The following is a 20,395-nucleotide window of genomic DNA, read 5'->3' on the forward strand; positions in this document are numbered from 1 at the left end:
GCCACAGGCTGCCTAGTCAGCTCCCCATTCCACCTCACCCGGGAGGATGCCAGCGGCGGGCAGACGGCCCCGCCCCAAGTATCGGCGACAAGCCTAGCATCAGAAAAAAACATAATCGATATCGATTGGAGACTAGATATGATGGATAACAATCCGAACCATCCGAAAAAGCAAAAGAGCTACGGAAAGTCGTGATGGCCAGCGTGATCGGCGCCACCATCGAATGGTATGACTTCTTCCTTTACGGCGTGGTGGCCGGCATCGTGTTCAGCAAGCTGTATTTTCCGGGCGGCGATCCGCTCGTCTCGACCATGCTGGCGTATGGCACCTTCGCCGTGGGCTTTCTGTCGCGCCCCATCGGCGGTGTGATCTTCGGCCACTTCGGCGACAAGATCGGCCGCAAGAGCATGCTGGTGATGACCCTGATGATCATGGGCATATCCACCTTCCTGATCGGCGTGCTGCCGCCCCTCCGGCATCTTCGCCAGCGGCCTGACGCCCATCATCGCCACCTACCTGCTGAAAACGGGCAATGGCGAGCCGTGGCATATCGTCGGCTACATCCTGTTCGCCTACCTCGTCTCGGCCATCAGCGTGGCCATGATCGGCAAGGGCGGCTCGCAGCGGGACGGCCGCTTGAAGACGGCGCACGCGCGCTAGGCCGATTCGCGATGTAAAAAAAGGCAGGCCTCTCGCGAGTGCCTGCCTTTTCTATGCGTGCTAAAACTTAGATCACAATTGTTTGATGCTCATCGCCCACGCGCGCGCGGATGGTGCCGATGCGCGAGACGCTTTCACCGGCCGCTTGCAGCTGGGCGATGGCGGCGTCCGCGTTTTCCTGCGAAACGATGACGGTCATGCCGATGCCGCAGTTGAAGACGCGGTGCATTTCGGCGTCAGCCACGCCGCCGTGCTGTTGCAGCCACGTGAACAGCGGTGGCATGGTCCATGCCTTCGAATCCAGCTCGGCCACCAGGCCAGGTTGCAGCACGCGCGGGATGTTTTCCACCAGGCCGCCACCGGTGATGTGCACCATGCCTTTGACTTCCATGGCATCCATCAGCGCCAGCAATGGCTTGACGTAGATGCGCGTCGGCTGCATCAGCACGTCGGCCAGCTTACGGCCGTGGAAGTCGCCTTCCAGGTCCGGTTTCGCCACTTCGATGATCTTGCGCACCAGCGAGTAACCGTTCGAGTGCACGCCCGACGAGGCCAGGCCCAGCACCACGTCGCCCGGGGCGATCTTGGTGCCGTCGATGATTTTCGATTTTTCCACGGCGCCGACGGCAAAACCTGCCAGGTCGTATTCGCCGGCCGGGTACATGCTCGGCATTTCCGCCGTTTCGCCGCCGATCAGCGCGCAGCCAGCCTGTTCGCAACCCTGGGCGATACCCTTGATGACGTCGGTGGCGATGGCCACGTCCAGCTTGCCGCAAGCGAAGTAGTCGAGGAAGAACAGCGGCTCGGCGCCTTGCACCAGGATATCGTTGACGCTCATGGCGACCAGGTCGATGCCGACCGTGTCGTGGCGGTTCAGTTCGAACGCCAGGCGCAATTTGGTGCCCACGCCGTCGGTGCCCGAGACCAGCACCGGTTCCTTGTACTTCTTGCTGATTTCAAACATGGCGCCAAAACCGCCCAGGCCGCCCATCACGCCTTCGCGCAGGGTGCGCTTGGCAAACGGCTTGATTGCTTCGACTAAAGCGTCACCTGCGTCGATATCGACGCCAGCGTCACGGTAGGAAAGGGAAACATTAGAAGTCTGGTTCATGGTGTGGTGGCAGCGGAGGCGGTAAAATAGAAGGCGGATACCCGCCGGCACGCGCGCGCAAGCATGTTTTTCAACATCGTGCGGCAGGACGCCAGCGGGTGAATTCGGTCGATCAAGTCGCTATTTTATCAAACTGCCCCGCCATTTCGTAATTAACTGCCTTTTTTTAACGCAACAGCACAAACTCCATGCCATTCGCCATCACCGCCGAACAGAAGCAAACAGCATTTTGGATCGCGGTCTGGCTGGCATTTTTGCTGCTGCTCGTCAGCCTGGGCCCCATCCTGACGCCCTTCCTGGCCGCCGCCATCCTCGCCTACGTGCTCAATCCCGGCGTCGACCGATTGCAGCGCCTGCATTACAAGCGCTTTTACGTGCCCCGTCCGCTGGCCGTGCTGGTCGTCGTAGTGTTGTTTTTCCTCGCCATTACGGCGCTGGTGCTGATCGTCGTGCCCGTATTGCAAAAGGAAATTCCCCTGCTGCAGGCGCAAATCCCGCAATTTCTGAACAAGGCGAACGACTTCCTGGCGCCAAAACTGCGCGACCTGGGCATCCGCGTGCGCCTCGATGGCACGGGCATCAAGCGCATGCTGAGCCAGCAGATGGCCACCAGCGGTGATGAAATCTGGAGCACCGTGCTGGCCTCGGCCCGCATCGGCGGCACGGCCGTGCTGGGCTGGCTGGCCACCGTCGTGCTGATTCCCGTGGTGCTGTTCTACCTGTTGCTGGACTGGCATCCGATGCTGGCGCGCATCGCCGGCGCCGTGCCGCGCCGCTGGGTCGGCCGCACGGTGGGCATGGCGCAGGAAGTCGACACCCTGCTGGCGCAATACCTGCGCGGCCAGTTGCTCGTCATGCTGGTGCTGGCCACGTATTACTCGGTGGCGCTGGCCATCGCCGGTTTTGAAGTGGCATTGCCGGTGGGCATCATCACGGGCTTGCTGGTATTCATCCCCTACCTGGGCTTCGGCCTGGGGCTGATGCTGGCGCTGATCGCCGCCCTGCTGCAGTTTGCCGACTGGAGCGGCGTCATCGCCGTGGCCGTCATCTATGGCTGCGGCCAGGTCATCGAAGGCTTTTTCCTCACGCCGCGCCTGGTGGGCGAGCGCATCGGCCTGAACCCGCTGGCTGTGATCTTCGCCTTATTGGCCTTCGGACAACTATTCGGTTTCGTCGGCGTTTTGCTCGCTTTACCCGCTTCTGCCGTGTTGATGGTCGCTTTTAAGCATCTAAGACGCCACTACCTGTCCAGCAGCTTCTATAATGTATGACAAGGTACCCGATATGGCTACAATGTGAAACCAATAACAGCGACGACGACGCATACGCAGTAATGAAAAACAGGACAAGGCGTACGCCATGAAACAACTGGTGCTCGATTTAGGCACAGACCAGGCGCACAGCCTCGATACCTTCGAGGTGGGACAGAATGCCGAAGTGGCGCAGCTGATGCGCCAGTTCGCCGCGCGCACCTCGCGCGAACATTTTGCTTACCTGTGGGGCGAACTGGCCGCCGGCAAGAGCCATCTGCTCAAGGCCCTGGCCAGCACCGAGCGCGCGCGCTACATTTCGCCGTTCTCGATCGAGTCCGAGTTCGTGTATTCACCCGACGTGGATTTGTACCTGCTCGACGACTGCGAAAAGCTGTCGCCGCTGGCGCAGATCGATGCCTTTGCCCTGTTCAATGAAATCCGCGCCAACAAGGCGTTCATGGTGTGCAGCGGCGCCGTGCCGCCCGCCGTGCTGCCCGTGCGCGAAGACTTGCGCACGCGCATGGGCTGGGGCCTGATCTATCAAATCCACGGCTTGACCGACGATGAAAAGATCGCCGCCCTGACCCAGGCAGCCACCACCCGCGGCTTGACCTTGTCGCCGGGCGTGTTACCCTATCTGCTGTCCCATTTCCGGCGCGACATGCGTTCGCTGTCGACGATGCTGGACTCTCTCGACCTCTACTCCCTTGAAACCCAACGCCCGATCACCTTGCCATTGTTGCGCGAGTTGCTGCAGGCGGAAGCGAAAGAATGATGAATCTGGCCCTGTTTGACCTCGACCATACCCTGCTGCCCATCGACTCGGATCACGAGTGGGGCGAATTCCTGGTACGCATCGGTGCCGTGGACGCCGCCGAATTCACCCGCCGCAACGACGAATTTTTCGCGCAATACCAGGCCGGCACGCTCGATCCGGTGGAATACCTGGAATTTTCCCTCGGCACCCTGGCGCAGTTTCCGCGCGAACGCCTGGAAGCGCTGCACCGGCAATTCATGGCCGAAGTGGTCATGCCGGCCATCCGCCCGGAAGTCGTGGCCTTGCTGAAACAGCACCAGGATGCGGGCGATTTGCTGGCCATCGTCACGGCCACCAACCATTTCATCACCAAACCCATCGCCGATGCGCTGGGCGTCGAGCACCTGCTGGCGGCCATGCCCGAATATGACGCCGAAGGCAATGTCACGGGCAAGCTGGTAGGCACGCCGACCCTGGGCGCGGGCAAGCTGACCCACACCCATGCCTGGCTGGAAAAGATGGGCAAGGAACTGGGGCAGTTCGAGCGCAGCTATTTTTACAGCGATTCACATAACGACATTCCCCTGCTGTCGGTCGTGACCCACCCTGTCGCGACCAATCCCAACACCGCTTTGAGCGCACACGCATCCCTCCACGGCTGGCCATCACTCCACTTATTCAATGATTAAAAAATTCATCCGCAAGATCCTCGGCGTTAAAAAAGAGGCAGCGCGCGACACCACGGCACCCATCGTGCTCGGTCCTGCGCAACACGGAATCGACCCGAAACTGGTGTCGTCGAATGCCATCCGCGTCACCAGCAGCCTGCAGGAAGCGGGCTTCGAGGCCTTTGTCGTCGGCGGCGCCGTGCGCGACCTGCTGCTGGGCGTGAAACCGAAAGACTTCGACATCGCCACCAACGCCACGCCGGAACAGGTCAAACGCCTGTTCCGCCGCGCCTTCATCATAGGCAAACGCTTCCAGATCGTGCACGTGATGTTCGGCCAGGATTTGCTGGAAGTGACAACCTTCCGCGGCGCCGGTGCCGATTCGGCGCCCAAGGATGAACATGGCCGCGTCCTGCGCGACAATACCTTCGGCCTGCAGCACGAAGATGCGCTGCGCCGCGACTTCACCATCAACGCCATGTACTACAACCCTGCCACGCAGGAAGTGCTCGATTACCACGGCGGCGTGGAAGACATCCGCGCCAAGACCTTGCGCATGATCGGCAAGCCGGAAGAGCGCTACCGCGAAGACCCCGTGCGCATGCTGCGCGTGGTGCGCTTTGCCGCCAAGCTGAAGTTCACCATCGAGCCGCACACGGCCGCGCCGATTCCCATCATGGCGCCGCTGATCAACAACGTGCCGGCGCCGCGCGTGTTCGACGAAATGCTGAAACTGCTGATGAGCGGTCACGCGCTGGCCTGCCTGCAGCAGTTGCGCAAGGAAGGCTTGCATCACGGCTTGCTGCCCTTGCTCGACGTAGTGCTGGAACAACCGCTGGGGGCGAAATTCGTCACCCTGGCGCTGGACGCCACGGACCAGCGTATCGCCGCCGGCAAGACCGTCTCGCCAGGCTTTTTGTTCGCCTCGCTGCTGTGGCACCAGGTGCTGGAAAAATGGACGGCCTACCGCGCCGCCGGCGAGTCGACCATCCCCGCGCTGCACCTGGCGGCCGACGACGTGCTCGATTCGCAAACGGAAAAACTGGCCTTGCAGCGCAAGATCGGTTCCGACATGCGCGACATCTGGTCGATGCAGCCGCGCTTCGAGCGCCGCGTGGGCAAGGCGCCACACAAATTGCTGGAGCACCTGCGCTTCCGCGCGGGCTACGACTTCCTGCTGCTGCGCTGCGCCTCGGGCGAGATCGACATGGAGATCGGCGAATGGTGGACAGCCTTCTATGAAGGCGACGAGGAAACGCGCGAAGCACTGCTCGTCAGCGCCAATGCCGCGCCGGGCGCCGTCAAGAAGAAGCGTCCGCCACGCCGCAGCACGCGCAGCAAGACGGGCACGGGCGGCTCGGCCACCGGCAGCAACAGCGACGAATAATGGACGCACTTGCACAAGTGACCGCCTACATCGGCATCGGGGCCAACCTGGGTGACGCGCGCGCCAACGTGCAGGACGCGCTGGCGCGCCTGGCGCGCCTGCCCGGCGCATCCCTCGTGGACGCCTCGGCCAGCTACCGCACGGCGCCCATCGATTCCAGCGGTGACGACTACATCAACGCCGTGGCGCGCCTCACGACCACCCTGCCGGCAGAGGAACTGCTGCTGGCCCTGCACGCCATCGAGGCGGCGCACGGGCGCGAGCGGCCTTACCGCAACGCCCCGCGCACCCTGGACCTGGACTTGCTGCTGTACGGCGATGAACGGATCGCCAGCGCCACGCTGACGGTGCCCCATCCCCGCATCACCGAGCGCGCCTTCGTGCTGGTGCCGCTGCTGGCCCTGGCGCCCGCCATTTCCGTGCCCGGACTCGGGCCGGCGCAGGACTACCTGGCCACAGTGGCCGACCAGGCCATCAGCCGGCTCTGAGCCACGGCGCAAGACATACACTACAATGCCGCCCCTGCACGCCGCCATATAAAGTACTACACTAGCGGCGTCGTACCCCTTTCACTCTAGAGAATACCTATGTCCGCTTATTTGCAAGGAACAGATCTGGCCGCAAAAGACAAGGCCGCCACACCGGCGCCGGCGCCATCCAAGCCTGTCGCCAACAAGGCCGTGACCATCCACACCCTGGCCACGCTGCGCGCCGCCGGCGAAAAGATCACCATGCTGACCTGCTATGACGCCAGCTTCGCGTCCCTGATGGACCGCTGCGGCGTGGAGATCCTGCTGATCGGCGATTCGCTCGGCATGGTCTGCAATGGCCACAATTCCACCCTGCCCGTCACCGTGGCCGAACTGGCTTACCACACGGCGTCCGTCGCGCGCGGCAGCAAGTCGGCCATGATCATGTCCGACCTACCGTTCGGCGCGTACGGCACGCCTGAAACAGCCTATGCCAACGCCGTCATCCTGATGCAGGCGGGCGCACACATGGTCAAGATCGAAGGCGGCGCCTGGCTGGCCGAGACCGTCCGTTTCCTCACCGAGCGCGGCATCCCCATCTGCGCCCACATTGGCCTGACGCCACAATCGGTGCACCAGCTGGGTGGTTATAAAGTGCAGGGCAAGAGCACGGAAAGCGCCGCGGAACTGAAGAACGACGCGCTGGTGCTGCAAAACGCGGGCGCCGCCATCGTGCTGATGGAAGCCATGCCATCGCAGCTGGGCAAGGAAGTGACCGACATGCTGACGATCCCCACCATCGGCATCGGCGCCGGCCCCGACTGCTCGGGCCAGGTGCTCGTCATGCACGACATGCTGGGCGTCTTCCCAGGCCGCAAGGCACGCTTCGTGCGCAACTTCATGGAAGGCGCGGCCAGCATCGACGACGCCGTCGCCGGCTATGTCAAGGCCGTCAAGGATGGCAGCTTCCCGGCGCTGGAACACTGCTTCTGATGTAGTTTGTTGTTTGTCGGCTTACGCGCTGCGCGCTAAGCCGACCTACGGCAAAATCTGGGGTCTGACCCGGCGGGTCTGACCCCGGTTTCACGCCAACAATTCCCCTTACCCCACCTGTATCCAAGTCGTCTTCAGCTCCGTGTACTTGTCCAGCGCGTGCAATGACTTGTCGCGCCCATTGCCCGACTGCTTGTAGCCGCCGAACGGCACGGTGATGTCGTCACCGTCGTACTGATTGACGTGCACGGTGCCCGCACGCAAGGCGCGCGCCGTCTGGATCGCCTTGGTGATGTCGGACGTCCACACGGCCGCCTGCAAGCCGTACGGCGTGGCGTTGGCCTGCTTTACCGCTTCGGCGATATCCGTAAAGCCCAGCACGGACAGCACAGGGCCGAAGATTTCTTCGCGCGCAATCGTCATGCCCGCATCCACGCCAAAGATGGTCGGCTGCACGTAGTAACCACCCGTCTCAAGACGCACGGCGTCGCCGCCACCGAGCAGTTGCGCGCCTTCGCTCTTGCCGGCCGCGATATAGCCCATGACGGTCTTCATCTGCGTGGCGTCGACGATGGCGCCCATGACCGTGGCTTCATCGAGCGGGTCGCCGGGCTGGAAACGGGGCAGCATGGCCAATGCCTTGGCCATGAATTCTGCCTTGATCGATTCTTCCACGAACAGACGCGAGGGCGCGTTGCAGCTTTCGCCCTGGTTGAAAAAGATGGAACCGACGGCGGCCGCCACGGCCTTGTCCAGGTCAGGGCAATCGGCGCACACGATGTTGGCGGACTTGCCGCCCAGTTCCGTCCAGGCCCGTTTCAAATTCGACTGGCCCGCCATTTGCACGATCAATTTGCCCGTGCGCGTGGAACCCGTAAAGCCGATGCAATCGACATCCATGTGCAATGCCAGCGCGGCGCCGGCTTCGTTACCGTAGCCTGGCAGCACGTTGAAGACGCCAGGAGGCACGCCCGCTTCCAGCGCGATGTCGGCCAGGCGCAGCGCCGTCAGCGGCGATTTTTCAGACGGTTTCAATATCACGCTGTTGCCGGCCGCGAGGGCCGGCGCGATCTTCCAGGCGGCCATGATCATCGGGTAGTTCCACGGCACGATGGCGGCGACGACGCCCACCGGTTCGCGCGTGATCAGGGCCAGGCTGTTGGCAGGAGTCGGCGCGATTTCATCGTAGACCTTGTCGATCGCCTCGCCATACCAGCGCAGGCAGTTGGCCGTGGCGCCCACGTCCACGCTCTGGCTGTATTTGATCGGTTTGCCCATGTCCAGGGTTTCCAGCAAGGCCAGCTCGGGGCCGTATTTCTGCACCAGGTCGGCGAATTTGATCAGCACGCGCTTGCGCTGCGCGGGCGACTTGCCTGCCCAGCGGCGGTCATCAAAAGCGGCGCGCGCTGCCAGCACGGCCGCGTCCACGTCGGTGCTGTCGCAGCGGGCCACCTGCCCCAGGAGACGGCCATCGATGGGCGACAGGTTGTCGAAGGTCTGGCCAGACCTGGCCCCCATCCGTTCGCCATTGATGAAGGCGCGTCCATCGATCGTGAGCGCTGCCGCCCGTGCATGCCAACTGGTGTTTTCCGTCATGGTCGTCTCCTGTGTCAGTTTAAGAGCAGCTTACTCCTGGTCTGCCAAATAGGCCGCAGACAGTTGCTTGCGGCGCTGTCGGTCGGCGCGCGCCAGCATCACGGCATACACGATCACGGCGATCGTCACGACGAGAATGGTCAGCGCGGCAATCGCATTGACGCGCGGATCGAGCCCCAGACGCGCGCGCGAGAAGATCACCAGCGGCATCGTCGTCGAACCTGGGCCGGACAAAAAGGCCGTCAGCACCACATCGTCCAGCGACAGCGTAAACGTCAGCAGCCAGGCCGAAGCCAGCGCCTGCGTGATGTTTGGCAGGGTGACGAGGAAGAAGACCTGATGCGCGCGGCAACCCAGGTCCATGGCGGCTTCGGCCAGGGATTTACTCATTTCCTGCAGGCGTGACTGCACCACCACGGCTGCATACGCCATGCCCAGCAGGGTATGACCGAGCCAGATCGTCAGCACGCCCCGCTCGGGGAAACCGAAGACCTTTTGCATGGACACCAGCATCAGCAGCAGGGACAGGCCGATGATCACTTCCGGCATCACCAGCGGCGCGCTGACCATGGACGAGAACAAGGTACGGCCACGGAAGCGCTGGTAGCTGTTCAAGGCGAAGGCGGCGAAGGTACCCAGGATGACGGACGAGGTGGCCGACATGAAGGCGATCTTCAGGGACAAGCCGAAGCCCGAGATGATTTCCGTATCGCTCATCAACTCGCTGTACCAGCGCAGCGAAAAGCCGCTCCACACCATATCCTGGCGCGAGCTGTTGAACGAGAGGACGATCAGCACGATGATGGGCAGGTAGAGGAACAGATAGCCGAGCGAGAGCCAGCCGCGCCCGAACCAGCGCTGTAAAAAGGTACGTCCGTTCATGTGCGCTCCTCCGCGTCCTGGTCCGTCTTGTATTTGTTAAAAATGGCCATCGGCACGAGGATCAGCAAGACCACCAGCACCGTCACCGACGAAGCCATGGCCCAGTCGTTATTGGTGAAATATTCATCCCACAGCACGCGGCCGATCATCAGCGTTTCCGGGCCGCCCAGCAGCTCGGGAATCACGTATTCGCCCACGGACGGAATGAACACCAGCATGGCGCCGGCGATGATGCCCGACTTTGACAGCGGCACGGTGATGCGCCAGAACGCTTGCAAAGGGGTGGCGCCCAGGTCTGCCGCCGCTTCCAGGTAGCGCATGTCCATTTTCACCAGATTCGCATACAGGGGCAGGATCATGAAGGGCAGATAGGCGTACACCATGCCGACCACCAGCGAAAACGAGGTGTTCATCATGTGCAGCGGTTCCTGCACGACGCCCAGCGCGATCAGCAGGTCGTTGAGCAAGCCGTGGTTGGCCAGGATGCCCTTCCACGCATACACGCGCAGCAGGAACGAGGTCCAGAACGGCAGCATCACCAGCATCATCAGCACGGGCCGGATCGAGGGTTTGGCGCGCGCCATGAAGTAGGCGAACGGGTAGCCGATGAACAGACAGATAGCCGTGGTGATCGCCGCATATTTCAAGGAACTGAGATAGGTGAGCAGATACAGTTCATCGGCGGCGATGAACAGGTAGTTGGCGATCTTGACCTTCAGCACGACGATGCCGTCGACATACGACAGCAGGCCACCAAACGGGCTGCCCGCCGTGTCCATGTCGGATAGGCTGATGCGCAGCACGATCAGGAAGGGCAGCAAAAAGGCCGCCGTCAGGAACAGCGAAGGCACGGCGATGACGGCGTTGCGGCCAGTCAGCCAGCGCAAGGTAAAGAAGTGGCGCAGCGATTGCAGGAGGGACGTCATGATGGCCTCAGCTGGTCAGCACGACGATGTCGGCGCCATCCCACCATACCCACACGCGCTGTTCGCGCTCCAGACGCGCGGCGTCGTGGCGGGCAGCGTTGGTGCGCGAAACTTTCACCACCGTGCCGCTGTCGAGACGCACATGGTAGCTGGTTTCATTACCAAAATACGCCATGGCGACGATCACGCCCTGGGCGCAGTTATAACCGTGTTCCGCCGGCGACGCGCGCTCTTCGAAAGCGGGTGGCGCGATCTGGATGCCGATTTTTTCGGGGCGCACGGCCACCGAGACATCCATGCCCAGGTTGCCCGTGATGCCGTGCGAGACGTAATGTTCGCCATCGGCGGTGGCGATGACCACGTGATCGGGTTCGTCTTCCGTGATGCGGCCGTCGAACAGGTTCACGCTGCCGATGAAATCGGCCACGAAACGGCAGTTCGGGGTCTCGTAGATTTCGCCGGGCGCGCCCACCTGCAGGATGCGCCCTTCGCTCATGACGGCGATGCGCGTGGCCATGCTCATGGCTTCGTCCTGGTCATGCGTGACCATCACGCAAGTGACGCCCACCTGCTCAATGATGTTCACCAGTTCCATCTGCGTGCGCTCGCGCAGTTTCTTGTCGAGCGCGCCCAGCGGTTCGTCGAGCAACAGCAATTGCGGCCGCTTGGCCAGGCTGCGCGCCAGCGCCACGCGCTGCTGCTGCCCGCCCGACAGCTGGTGCGGCTTGCGCTTCGCGTATTGGCCCAGTTGCACCAGCGCCAGCATCTGCTCGACCCGCGCCGCCACTTCCGCTTTTGGCAAGCCGTCGCGGCGCAGGCCGAAGGCGATGTTGTCCCACACGGACAGGTGCGGGAACAGCGCGTACGACTGGAACATCATGTTGATGGGCCGCTGGTGCGGCGGCACATCGACGATGCTGTTGCCCGCCAGGGCGATGCGGCCCGACGTCGGCGTCTCGAAACCGGCCAGCATGCGCAGCAGGGTCGACTTGCCGCAACCTGAACTGCCCAGCAGGGCGAATATCTCGCCCTTGTTGATCGTCACGGAAATATCATTGACGGCGCGCACGCCATCGAATTCCTTGACAAGTTGATCAATCAGCAAGAAAGGCGCTGGGGCGTCGTTGGCCGACGCGGCTGGTGTTGCTATCGTCATGTGTGGGTGGCTTCAGGGTAAGAGGGTGTCAAAATGAAAAACTGGCCGCTGTAGTAGCGGCCAAGATGGAAGTTTAGCGGAACTGCCGCGATTCTGGTCCAAAAAAACTTGAGTTAGCGTCTATTTGGGTGAAAAACTGACGCCAACCCCAGAGCAAACCCCGGGGTCGTACCCTGAGGGTACGACCACAGCCCTTGCGTTTGGGTTCAGCCAGAACCTACACCCAGCCCTTCGCCTGCACGTCCGCATGGGTCTTGTCCAGGCACACCCGTATCAAGCCCACCATTTCATCGATCTGCGCGCGCGTCATGACCAGCGGTGGGGCGACGATCATGCGCTCGCCCACGGCGCGCATGATGACGCCGTTGTCAAACATGTGGCCGCGGCAGATCATGCCCACGCCCTGGTCCTCGCCGAATAGTTCGTTGTCATGCACGGTGGCGCCCTTCTTGCGCACCAGGTTCAGGCCTGCGACCAGGCCGCAGCTGTCCGCATAGCCGACCAGCGGATGTTCGCCCAGGCTGGCGAAGCACTGTTTCAGGTACGGTCCTGTATCCTCGGCCACCTTCGCCACCAGCTGCTCTTCCTCGATGATGCGGATGTTTTCCAGCGCCGCCGCGCAAGCCACAGGGTGGCCGGAATACGTGAAACCGTGCGTGAATTCGCCGCCCTGCTCGATCAGCACCTTGGCCACCCTGTCGCCCACCAGTACCCCGCCCAGCGGCACATAGCCCGAGGTGACGCCCTTGGCAAAGGTGATCAGGTCGGGCTTGATGCCGAACAGTTCGGAGCCGAACCAGCGCCCCAGGCGGCCGAAGCCGCAGATGACTTCATCGGCGATGAGCAAAATGCCGTACTTGTCGCAGATGCGCTGAATCTCGGGCCAGTAGGTCGATGGGGGGATGATGACGCCACCGGCGCCCTGCACCGGCTCGCCGATGAAGGCGGCCACCTTGTCGGCGCCGATTTCCAGGATTTTCTCTTCCAGCCAGCCGGCCGCTTTGACGCCGAACTCCTCGGGCGTCAAGCCGTGGCCAGCTTCCAGGTAATTGGGCTGGCCGATATGCGCGATGCCCGGTATCGGCAGGCCGCCCTGCGCATGCATGCCATCCATGCCGCCCAAGGATGCCCCCGCCACCGTGCTGCCATGATACGCGTTGTGGCGGCTGATGATGGTATGGCGCTCCTTGTAGCCGAGGATGTCCCAGTAGCGGCGCACCATGCGCAAATTCGTGTCGTTGCCCTCGGAGCCGGAACTGGTGAAGAACACGTGCTGGAACTGCGGCGGCGAGATTTGCGCCAGCTTGGCCGCCAGCTGCGCGGCCGGCACGTTGGTCGTGCCAAAGAAGCTGTTATAGAAGGGCAGCGTCTCCATCTGCCGGTACACGGCTTGCGAAATCGAGGTGCGGCCGTAACCCACGTTAACGCACCACAGGCCCGACATGCCGTCGACGATTTTCTTGCCCTGGCTATCCCATAGGTAGACGCCGTCGCCGCGCACCATCACCCTGGCGCCTTTCGATGCCAGGTCCTGGAAATCGGTAAATGGATGCAGGTAGTGGGCCGAGTCCATTTGCTGGATGGCGGCAGTGTCATATACCTGCGGCGCCGCGTTTTTCTGCGCCACGGAGGCGACCAGGGCGGCGCTCGGCGCCAGCGGATTGTTTGTTGTGCTCATGCGTGCTCCTTTTAAACGTGCAATAACAAGTGTTCGCGCTCCCATGGGCTAATGACCGTCATGAATTCCTGGTGTTCCAGGTCCTTGATGGCCGCATACACGTCGATGAAGCGCTCGCCCAGCACCGTGCGCAGCTTGTCTTCCGCGCGCAGCAACTGCAGGGCCTCGGGCAAGCCTTGCGGCAGTTCGAACTTCATGTCGTAGGCGCTGCCCACCATCATCGGCGTCGCTTCCAGCTGCTCCGTCATGCCGAGATAGCCGCAAGCCAAGGTCACGGCCAGGGCCAGGTAGGGATTCGCGTCGGCGCCGATGATGCGGTTTTCCACGCGCCGGTCCTGCACCCCCGACTCGGGCACGCGGAAACCCACGGTGCGGTTGTCCAGGCCCCACTGGATGTTGATGGGCGCGGCCGTATGGCGCACGATGCGGCGGTAGGAATTCACGTAGGGCGCGACGATGGCCATGGCCGACGGCATGTAGCGCTGCAAGCCCGCGATGTAATGCTTGAAGATGGGCGCGGCCGAACCATCCTCGTTGCTGAAGATGTTCAGGCCCGTCTTCGCATCGACGACGCTCTGGTGCACATGCATGGCGGACCCCGGCTCGCCCGCCATCGGCTTGGCCATGAAGGTGGCGTACATATCGTGTTTCAAGGCCGCTTCGCGCAGGGTGCGCTTGAAGAAGAAGACCTTGTCGGCCAGGCCCAATGGATCGCCGTGCAGGAAGTTGATTTCCATCTGCCCCGCGCCGATTTCATGGATCAGGGTGTCGACGTCAAGGTTCATCAGTTCGCAATAATCGTAGATATCCTCGAACAGGGGATCGAACTCGTTGACGGCGTCGATGCTGTACACCTGGCGGCTGGTCTCGGCCCGGCCGCTGCGCCCGATGGGCGGTTTCAAGGGCAAGTCCGGGTCCGTGTTTTTCGCCGTCAGGTAGAACTCCAGTTCCGGCGCCACCACCGGCCTCCAGCCCTTGTCCGCATACAGTTTCAGCACGCGCCGCAGCACAGATCTTGGAGCAAAATCGACCAGCGCGCCGTCGGCAAAATAGCAGTCGTGGATGACTTGCGCGGTGGGGTCCGTGGCCCATGGCACCATGGTGATGGTGGTGGGATCGGCCTTTAAAATCATGTCGCGGTCAGTGCTGGAAATGGCGCGGTCATAGCCGCCATCGTCGACCGGGTAATTGCCCGTCACCGTCATGCCCAGCACGGCTTCCGGGATGCGCATGCCGCGCTCCTGGGTGAATTTCCCGCGCGGCAGGATCTTCCCGCGCGCCACGCCCGTCAAGTCCGGCACCAGGCATTCGATTTCCGTGACGCGCTTTTCATTGAGCCACAAATCCATATCCGTATAGGTGAAATTTTCGCGTATTGCCATGTTTCCCTCTCGTTGGTCTTGATCGAACACCGCGTACTGCGTGCGGCGCGCCTGTCATCCTGTCTTTCTATGCTGCTGTTCCTGATAATCGCGGCATGCCTGGCCAAAGGCGTCGAAAAGCCGCATGGACTGCGGATGGTCTTCCACCTGCCATTCCGGGTGCCATTGCACGGCCAGCGCAAAACCGGTGGCGCTGGCCACCGTATAGGCTTCCACCAGGCCATCGTCGGCCAAGGCTTCCACCAGCAAGCCATCGGCCAGCCGGGCGATGCCCTGGCCATGCAGGGAGTTGACCATCATCTCGCTCTCGCCGCCCAGCAGGCGCGACAACCGGCCTTCCGGCATCAACTTGATACGGTGCGCGGGCGCGTACTGACGGGCCAGGGGATCGAGCACGTTTTCACGATGGTCCTGCATGCCCGGCACCGCATGCACGGCCTGGTGCAGGCTGCCGCCCAGCGCCACGTTGACCTCCTGGAAGCCGCGGCAAATGGCCAGCAAGGGCAGCTGGCGCGCCAACGCGGTGCGGATCAGGGGCAAGGTAGTGGCGTCGCGCGCGGGGTCTTGCGGCAGGTCGGGATGCAGGATGTCTTCGCCATACAGGCGGGCGTCGACGTTCGAGGCGGAGCCGGTCAGCATGACGCCATCGGCGATCTGCAGCGCCGCTTCCAGGTCCGCGCCCGCGCCCAGGGCGGGCAGCAACAGCGGCATGCAGCCGGCGCCGTGCAGCACGGCATGCAGGTATTTTTCCTGCGCCATGTGCCAGGCGTGACTACCCAGCTGGCGCTGGCAGGCGGGGACGAGAACGATGGGACGGCGCATGGAGCTTCCTCGCTGGCGTGACGATCCAATGACAGCGCCATGACAGCGCTGCCGCTCGCTTCACTGTACAGCAGAGCCGCAGGCAGGGGCCACACGGATGGGAATGGCCAACGGTGGGACACATCGCCTACACTACGGCTTTGCAATATTGCTCTTGATAAAATCATCATATCCCCGTCCGGCACCAAACACCAGCGCCGCAGGCAAAGTCCCTCACTTCCCCATGCATCCACACCGTTTTCCAGCCATCCCGAACATTTTTTGTACCCTGCGGGGGCAGCCATGAAGCACATGCCGTGGCGCGACTTCTTCGCCCTCGTGGTCAGCATCGGCGTGGTCGGCCTGGGCCTGGGCGCCACCATGCCGCTCACCGCCCTGACCCTGCACCAGCGCGGCGTGGGCACGGATATCATCGGCATGATCACGGCCGTCAGCGCCCTCGGCATCCTGGCCGCCTCGCCATTCGTCTCGCGCTGGGTGGGACGTTTCGGCGCGCGCGCCACCATGCTGGGCGCCGTGTGGGTGGCGTCGCTGGCGACGATCGCCATGCAGTTCACCGACCACCTGCTGGCGTGGAGCGTGCTGCGCTTCCTGTTCGGCGGCGCCATGGGCGTGCTGTTTACCATCGGCGAAGCGTGGGTCAACCGCCTGGCACCCGATAATTCGCGGGGCCGCGTGGTGGCCATGTACACCACCAGTTTTACTTTCTTCCAGCTGATCGGTCCCGCCCTGGTGGCGCTCTTCAACGACAAGATCAGCTGGAGCTTCGCCGCCTGCGGCCTGCTGTTCTTGCTGGCCGTGCCGGGATTGATGCTGATCTCGAACAGCGGTCCGGAACGCGAGCCGGAAGAACATGGCGTGAAGTGGACCTTGATCCTGCCGCGCATGCCGATGATCGTGCTGGGCGCCGCCTTCTTCGCCCTGTTCGATACCCTGGCATTGAGCTTGTTGCCCCTGTACGCGATGGAGCACGGCATCGGCACGGACCTGGCCCTGCTGTCGGCCACCGTGGTGCTGGTGGGCGACACGGGCCTGCAGTTCGCACTGGGATGGATGGCCGACCGCTTCGGCCGCGCCAAAGTCCACGCGGCCTGCGGCGTGGCCGTCTGCCTGCTGCTGCCGCTGCTGCCGTTTGCCGTCGGCACGCCGTGGCTGTGGTGGACCCTGCTGCTGTTGCTGGGCGCGGCGGCGGGCGGCATCTATATGCTGGCGCTGGTGGCCTGCGGTGAGCGTTTCACGGGACTGTCGCTGACCAGCGCCAGCGCCATCGTCAACGCCACCTGGGGCGTGACCAGCGGCGGCGGCCCCCTGCTGACGGGCGTGCTGATGCAATCGGTGGGCGTCAACGCGCTGCCGGCCGTGATGTGGGTGTGCGCCGCCATTTTCGTCGGCAGCGCCGTGTGGGAGCGCAGGAAGGGGATCGTGTAGCTTGCGCTACTGCTTCGTTTTCTCCAGCCGCTGCCGCAATTCCTCGGCCACCGGATAGTCGGGATAGGCTTGCCGGAACGCCGCCCATTCCTCGTGCGCCAGCGCCGCTTCGCCCGCTTTTAACAAGGCGTCGATCTTCACCAGCCATACGGAAGCGTCGAGCCTGGCCGGTGGCGGCAACGGCGCCGACTTTGCCAAGATGGGAGCGGGCATGGCCAGCGCGCGCTGCACGGGCGCCTGGCGCTGCAGGCTGGCCTCGGCCTGCATGGCCGCTTGCTGCTCCATTGCCTGATGCATTGCTGTGGCTGGCGGTAGTGGCGCAAGCTCAGTCGCAGGCGCAGCTTCCCGCATCACGTCCTGCGTGACCGGCTCCCCCACCACGGGAAATTGCGCCGGTTTCGAGCCGAACCAGTCCACGCCGATCAGGTTTACCGTCAGCAGCACGGCTGCCGCCAGTCCCAGCGGAACACGCCAGCGCTGCAAGTAGTCGGGCGATTTCTTGGCCGGTAAAGTGCGCAGCACGCCATCGGCGCTGTCGTTCGCGGCAGCTGGCTTAGGCAAGGCCTTTTCCGCGTCCGCCAGAATGGCCGCATCGAGCGCGCTGGAAGGCGCGGGCTGCGGCAAACTGGCCAGCAGCGCGTTCAATTCCTCGTCATTCGATTCGTCGTTATCTTGATCGTGCGTATTCATGCCTGTCCTCCCGCGCCAGCGGCGCTGTCCAAGCCCGCGCGCAATTTCTGCATGGCGTAGCGCAGCCGGCTCTTGACGGTTTCCGCTTCCGCCCCCGTCACCACGGCGATCTCGAGGATGCTCATGCCGCTGAACTGCTGCAGCACCAGCGCCTCTTTTTGCTCGGTGGGCAGCGCGGCGATGGCCGCATGCAGCAGCGCGTGCTGCTGTTTCTGCTCCAGCGATTGCAGCGGCGATGCGCCATCGTCCGCAAGTTCGCCGACATCGTCATGTCCCTGTCCTTCCCGCTGGCGCAGGATGTCGATCAGGCGGTTGCGCGCAATCTGATACAGATAGGTGCGAAACGCCGCCTGCGGCTGGTAACCAGCGCGCGCCGCATGCAGACTGGCCCACGCATCCTGCACGATCTCATCCACCCACGCGCGGCGCGGCGCGCGCCAGGCCACGAAGCGGTACAGGCCCTGGTGATGGCGCCGGTACAATTCGCGAAACGACGGCAGGTCGCCGGCGCCATAGCGCAGCATCAGTTCTTCATCCGTCGCGGTAATTTGGGTGTCGGGCATGCGGAGCAGTGTAGCCGAACTACGCGGCAGCGACAATTCGCCTGCTCCTTCAGCGTAAAGTGGACGCAATGGGCGCATAGCTGATGCGGCGCACTTCGCGGATCTGTCCATCCTTGAGCACCCCTTCCACCAATTCGTAGCCAAGCAGGGCGAAGACCCGGCCCTGCAGGAACAGGGGCCGCGCATTGCCGTACCAGTCCACGCAGGACACGCGGCAGCCGTCGTCCGGCGTTTGGCCCGGCCGCGCCGCCAGCGCGCCCAGTTCCGTCAACAGCAAGCCGCTGTTACGCAGATAGAGAACGGAGGCTGCTTGCTTATTAAGGCCAGGCCGCTCGTCCGCGCCCAGGATGGGCAGCCCGATCATGCCTTCGCCGGCCGCTTGCGGCTTGTAGAAAAAGCCGTGGCTGCGCGACTCTCCCTGCGCAGCACCGGCGCGGATATAGCGCGTGGCAATCGCCGCCTGCGCCCCCAGGCGGATGCTGCTGAAGTGCAGATCCTTGCCGTGGGCGCCGATCACCACGGCGTCATTGCCCAGCGCCTCGATGCGCTCCACGCCATGCGGCAGGGACAAGGCTTGCACGCTGCCCGCATCGGCCCAGCGCACGGCATACAGGGGCTGGCGCGGCCAGGCCTGGTCGGCCTGACGGCGCCCCCCGTTGCCCGGATTGCCGTACAGCAGATACGCCCCCACGTAGCGGTTCTGCAGACCGTAGCCGCCACCGAAGGGCAATGGCTTGTAGCTGCTGGCGGGCGCGCTGTCGCGGCCATCGGAAAACGACGCCAATGGCACGCGCAACAGGGCCATGTCGCCCCGCCCTCTTGCGCCATCCCACATGGCGTCGCCCTGGCCTTCGGCGCGCAGCAGGACGTTCAGGTGGCCGTCAGAGCTTTCCAGGAACGAGAACTGGTCGACGGGCGCGCCAGCCACCTTCAGGGCGCTGGGCGCGCTGCCATCGAGGGGAATACGGAATACGCCCGAGTCGCTGCCGCGGCGCGTGGTCCACACGAAAACGGATTCGCCCGACACATAAAACACGCGCCCCTGCGGCCCCATCACGGCCGTCGCTTCGCAGCGCATGTCGCGCTGCGCCAAATCGCACACGGTGACCGTGTGCAGGGTCAGACCCGCGCCCGGTTCGGGTTCTTCATCGGTGCGGTAGATGCGCGTGGCCGGGGCGATGCGCTTGAAATCGGACGGCACGGCGTCGGGGCGCCAGCGGCGCAGCGCGGGGAAGCCGCCGAACGGGTCAGCGCGGTGCAAGTTCAGCGACAGGGGCGAGTAAAACACCAGTTTGCTGCCTATCAGGCGGCTGGCGTAATTGCGCGAGGAATAATAATCGTTGGAGCGCAAGTGATACGTGGAGCGGTAGGCCAGCTTGCCGTCCGCGTTGACGTCGAACAGGCCGATCTCCGTGCCGCCACGGCTGTAGCTGTAGCCGATCACCACCACCGTATCGCCGTCGATCAGCATCTCGTCATACCAGCTGCCCGACGGGTCGCTGCCCGGCGCGAACGCGTCGAGCGACGACACGGGCTGCAGGGCATTGCCACCCACCTGCACGGTAAACAGCTTGCCGCGCCGGAGCATCACCAGGTGCTTGCCATGCAGCTTGACGATGCCGCCTTCGTCCACGCCCGCCGTCTGCACATTGGTGACGGATTCCGCCGCTTCTGCCGATGCTGCCGGCGCGGACTTCGCCATCATCGGGGCGGGAGGGGACGGTGCATGCACCTCCATGTACTGCGCCGAATACTGCACCGTGGCGCGCTGCAGTTCCTGCTGCTCCCTTTGCAGCGCCGCCTGGCGCGCCTGCAACTGCTGCAGATAGCGGCTCAAGGCCTGCTCGCTGGCGAACGGCGCCAGGGTCTTGCGCGGCGCCGTGCCGGCGGCATGGCTGCCTGCCGACAGCAGCAGGGACAGTATCAATGTAATCTTGAGGGCGCTGGACATCGCTTCTTCTCCGCTTGGCTGG

General features: G+C 63.4%; 18 protein-coding genes and 1 pseudogene. 8 read left to right on the forward strand and 11 right to left on the reverse strand.

The genetic code is table 11. The features are described from left to right. Positions 1–194 precede the first annotated feature (194 nt). A pseudogene (locus ACQ4WS_RS07255) lies at positions 195–467 on the forward strand (MFS transporter); the annotation flags it as partial. Positions 468–727: 260 nt separating this feature from the next. Here ACQ4WS_RS07255 and purM read toward each other — a convergent pair. Further along, positions 728–1,771, reverse strand: coding sequence for a phosphoribosylformylglycinamidine cyclo-ligase (gene purM, locus ACQ4WS_RS07260; protein ID WP_096238012.1), 1,044 nt, complete (start codon positions 1,769–1,771; stop codon positions 728–730). 188 nt (positions 1,772–1,959) lie between these two features. Between purM and ACQ4WS_RS07265 the strand changes: the two genes are divergently transcribed. The 6 genes from ACQ4WS_RS07265 to panB all read left to right on the forward strand — a co-directional run bounded on the left by ACQ4WS_RS07265 (position 1,960) and on the right by panB (position 7,299). Next, entirely contained in the window at positions 1,960–3,042 is a 1,083-nt protein-coding gene (locus ACQ4WS_RS07265; protein WP_436474966.1) for an AI-2E family transporter, read from the forward strand. Positions 3,043–3,130: 88 nt separating this feature from the next. Next, positions 3,131–3,799, forward strand: a complete 669-nt coding sequence (gene hda, locus ACQ4WS_RS07270; RefSeq protein WP_058048421.1) for a DnaA regulatory inactivator Hda — start codon at positions 3,131–3,133, stop codon at positions 3,797–3,799. Beyond that, positions 3,799–4,470: a histidinol-phosphatase gene (locus ACQ4WS_RS07275; protein WP_436475252.1), complete on the forward strand. Its 672-nt coding sequence runs from the start codon at positions 3,799–3,801 to the stop codon at positions 4,468–4,470. Before hda ends, ACQ4WS_RS07275 begins: the two co-directional genes overlap by 1 nt. Next, entirely contained in the window at positions 4,463–5,836 is a 1,374-nt protein-coding gene (gene pcnB, locus ACQ4WS_RS07280; protein WP_436474968.1) for a polynucleotide adenylyltransferase PcnB, read from the forward strand. The genes ACQ4WS_RS07275 and pcnB overlap by 8 nt, the downstream gene beginning before the upstream one ends. Then, positions 5,836–6,324 carry a 2-amino-4-hydroxy-6-hydroxymethyldihydropteridine diphosphokinase gene (gene folK, locus ACQ4WS_RS07285; protein ID WP_436474970.1) on the forward strand — a complete coding sequence of 163 codons (489 nt, stop codon included), beginning with the start codon at positions 5,836–5,838 and terminating at the stop codon, positions 6,322–6,324. The genes pcnB and folK overlap by 1 nt, the downstream gene beginning before the upstream one ends. 99 nt (positions 6,325–6,423) lie before the next feature. Then, positions 6,424–7,299, forward strand: a complete 876-nt coding sequence (gene panB / locus ACQ4WS_RS07290; protein WP_436474972.1) for a 3-methyl-2-oxobutanoate hydroxymethyltransferase — start codon at positions 6,424–6,426, stop codon at positions 7,297–7,299. 108 nt (positions 7,300–7,407) lie between these two features. Here the strand turns inward: panB and ACQ4WS_RS07295 are convergent, their stop codons facing one another. From ACQ4WS_RS07295 to ACQ4WS_RS07325, 7 genes are all read right to left on the reverse strand, one after another. Further along, positions 7,408–8,895, reverse strand: a complete 1,488-nt coding sequence (locus tag ACQ4WS_RS07295) for an aldehyde dehydrogenase (RefSeq protein WP_436474974.1) — start codon at positions 8,893–8,895, stop codon at positions 7,408–7,410. 30 nt (positions 8,896–8,925) lie between these two features. Then, a complete protein-coding gene (locus ACQ4WS_RS07300) occupies positions 8,926–9,777 on the reverse strand; it encodes an ABC transporter permease (RefSeq protein ID WP_436474976.1) in 852 nt (283 codons plus the stop codon). After that, positions 9,774–10,703 carry an ABC transporter permease subunit gene (locus ACQ4WS_RS07305; RefSeq protein WP_436474977.1) on the reverse strand — a complete coding sequence of 310 codons (930 nt, stop codon included), beginning with the start codon at positions 10,701–10,703 and terminating at the stop codon, positions 9,774–9,776. The genes ACQ4WS_RS07300 and ACQ4WS_RS07305 overlap by 4 nt, the downstream gene beginning before the upstream one ends. 7 nt (positions 10,704–10,710) lie before the next feature. Further along, positions 10,711–11,859 (reverse strand): ABC transporter ATP-binding protein, encoded by a 1,149-nt coding sequence (locus ACQ4WS_RS07310; protein ID WP_436474979.1) that lies wholly within the window; start codon positions 11,857–11,859, stop codon positions 10,711–10,713. A gap of 217 nt (positions 11,860–12,076) precedes the next feature. Then, entirely contained in the window at positions 12,077–13,537 is a 1,461-nt protein-coding gene (locus tag ACQ4WS_RS07315; protein ID WP_436474980.1) for an aspartate aminotransferase family protein, read from the reverse strand. 11 nt (positions 13,538–13,548) lie between these two features. Continuing rightward, positions 13,549–14,919, reverse strand: coding sequence for a glutamine synthetase family protein (locus ACQ4WS_RS07320; protein ID WP_436474982.1), 1,371 nt, complete (start codon positions 14,917–14,919; stop codon positions 13,549–13,551). 54 nt (positions 14,920–14,973) lie between these two features. Continuing rightward, positions 14,974–15,741, reverse strand: coding sequence for a gamma-glutamyl-gamma-aminobutyrate hydrolase family protein (locus ACQ4WS_RS07325; protein WP_436474984.1), 768 nt, complete (start codon positions 15,739–15,741; stop codon positions 14,974–14,976). Between the two features lie 282 nt (positions 15,742–16,023). On the opposite strand from ACQ4WS_RS07325, the gene ACQ4WS_RS07330 reads away from it, so the two are divergent. Beyond that, positions 16,024–17,169 carry an MFS transporter gene (locus tag ACQ4WS_RS07330; RefSeq protein ID WP_436474986.1) on the forward strand — a complete coding sequence of 382 codons (1,146 nt, stop codon included), beginning with the start codon at positions 16,024–16,026 and terminating at the stop codon, positions 17,167–17,169. 6 nt (positions 17,170–17,175) lie between these two features. On the opposite strand, the gene ACQ4WS_RS07335 is transcribed toward ACQ4WS_RS07330, so the two are convergent. Genes ACQ4WS_RS07335 through ACQ4WS_RS07345 form a run of 3 tightly spaced genes read right to left on the reverse strand, consistent with a single transcriptional unit; the run spans position 17,176 to position 20,373 of the window. Next, on the reverse strand, positions 17,176–17,859 hold the full coding sequence (locus ACQ4WS_RS07335; protein ID WP_436474988.1) for a hypothetical protein: 684 nt from the start codon (positions 17,857–17,859) through the stop codon (positions 17,176–17,178). Continuing rightward, positions 17,856–18,422 (reverse strand): sigma-70 family RNA polymerase sigma factor, encoded by a 567-nt coding sequence (locus ACQ4WS_RS07340; protein WP_436474990.1) that lies wholly within the window; start codon positions 18,420–18,422, stop codon positions 17,856–17,858. Before ACQ4WS_RS07340 ends, ACQ4WS_RS07335 begins: the two co-directional genes overlap by 4 nt. Before the next feature lie 49 nt (positions 18,423–18,471). Next, on the reverse strand, positions 18,472–20,373 hold the full coding sequence (locus ACQ4WS_RS07345; RefSeq protein ID WP_436474992.1) for a beta-propeller domain-containing protein: 1,902 nt from the start codon (positions 20,371–20,373) through the stop codon (positions 18,472–18,474). Between the last annotated feature and the right edge of the window lie 22 nt (positions 20,374–20,395).

The organism is Janthinobacterium leeuwenhoeki, from assembly GCF_051380795.1.
Lineage (GTDB): Bacteria > Pseudomonadota > Gammaproteobacteria > Burkholderiales > Burkholderiaceae_D > Janthinobacterium.

Coding starts and splice junctions, on each gene's coding strand:
- purM (WP_096238012.1), bottom strand. CDS start 1,771: ATGAACCAGACTTCTAATGTTTCCCTTTCCTACCGTGACGCTGGCGTC.
- ACQ4WS_RS07265 (WP_436474966.1), top strand. CDS start 1,960: ATGCCATTCGCCATCACCGCCGAACAGAAGCAAACAGCATTTTGGATC.
- hda (WP_058048421.1), top strand. CDS start 3,131: ATGAAACAACTGGTGCTCGATTTAGGCACAGACCAGGCGCACAGCCTC.
- ACQ4WS_RS07275 (WP_436475252.1), top strand. CDS start 3,799: ATGAATCTGGCCCTGTTTGACCTCGACCATACCCTGCTGCCCATCGAC.
- pcnB (WP_436474968.1), top strand. CDS start 4,463: ATGATTAAAAAATTCATCCGCAAGATCCTCGGCGTTAAAAAAGAGGCA.
- folK (WP_436474970.1), top strand. CDS start 5,836: ATGGACGCACTTGCACAAGTGACCGCCTACATCGGCATCGGGGCCAAC.
- panB (WP_436474972.1), top strand. CDS start 6,424: ATGTCCGCTTATTTGCAAGGAACAGATCTGGCCGCAAAAGACAAGGCC.
- ACQ4WS_RS07295 (WP_436474974.1), bottom strand. CDS start 8,895: ATGACGGAAAACACCAGTTGGCATGCACGGGCGGCAGCGCTCACGATC.
- ACQ4WS_RS07300 (WP_436474976.1), bottom strand. CDS start 9,777: ATGAACGGACGTACCTTTTTACAGCGCTGGTTCGGGCGCGGCTGGCTC.
- ACQ4WS_RS07305 (WP_436474977.1), bottom strand. CDS start 10,703: ATGACGTCCCTCCTGCAATCGCTGCGCCACTTCTTTACCTTGCGCTGG.
- ACQ4WS_RS07310 (WP_436474979.1), bottom strand. CDS start 11,859: ATGACGATAGCAACACCAGCCGCGTCGGCCAACGACGCCCCAGCGCCT.
- ACQ4WS_RS07315 (WP_436474980.1), bottom strand. CDS start 13,537: ATGAGCACAACAAACAATCCGCTGGCGCCGAGCGCCGCCCTGGTCGCC.
- ACQ4WS_RS07320 (WP_436474982.1), bottom strand. CDS start 14,919: ATGGCAATACGCGAAAATTTCACCTATACGGATATGGATTTGTGGCTC.
- ACQ4WS_RS07325 (WP_436474984.1), bottom strand. CDS start 15,741: ATGCGCCGTCCCATCGTTCTCGTCCCCGCCTGCCAGCGCCAGCTGGGT.
- ACQ4WS_RS07330 (WP_436474986.1), top strand. CDS start 16,024: ATGAAGCACATGCCGTGGCGCGACTTCTTCGCCCTCGTGGTCAGCATC.
- ACQ4WS_RS07335 (WP_436474988.1), bottom strand. CDS start 17,859: ATGAATACGCACGATCAAGATAACGACGAATCGAATGACGAGGAATTG.
- ACQ4WS_RS07340 (WP_436474990.1), bottom strand. CDS start 18,422: ATGCCCGACACCCAAATTACCGCGACGGATGAAGAACTGATGCTGCGC.
- ACQ4WS_RS07345 (WP_436474992.1), bottom strand. CDS start 20,373: ATGTCCAGCGCCCTCAAGATTACATTGATACTGTCCCTGCTGCTGTCG.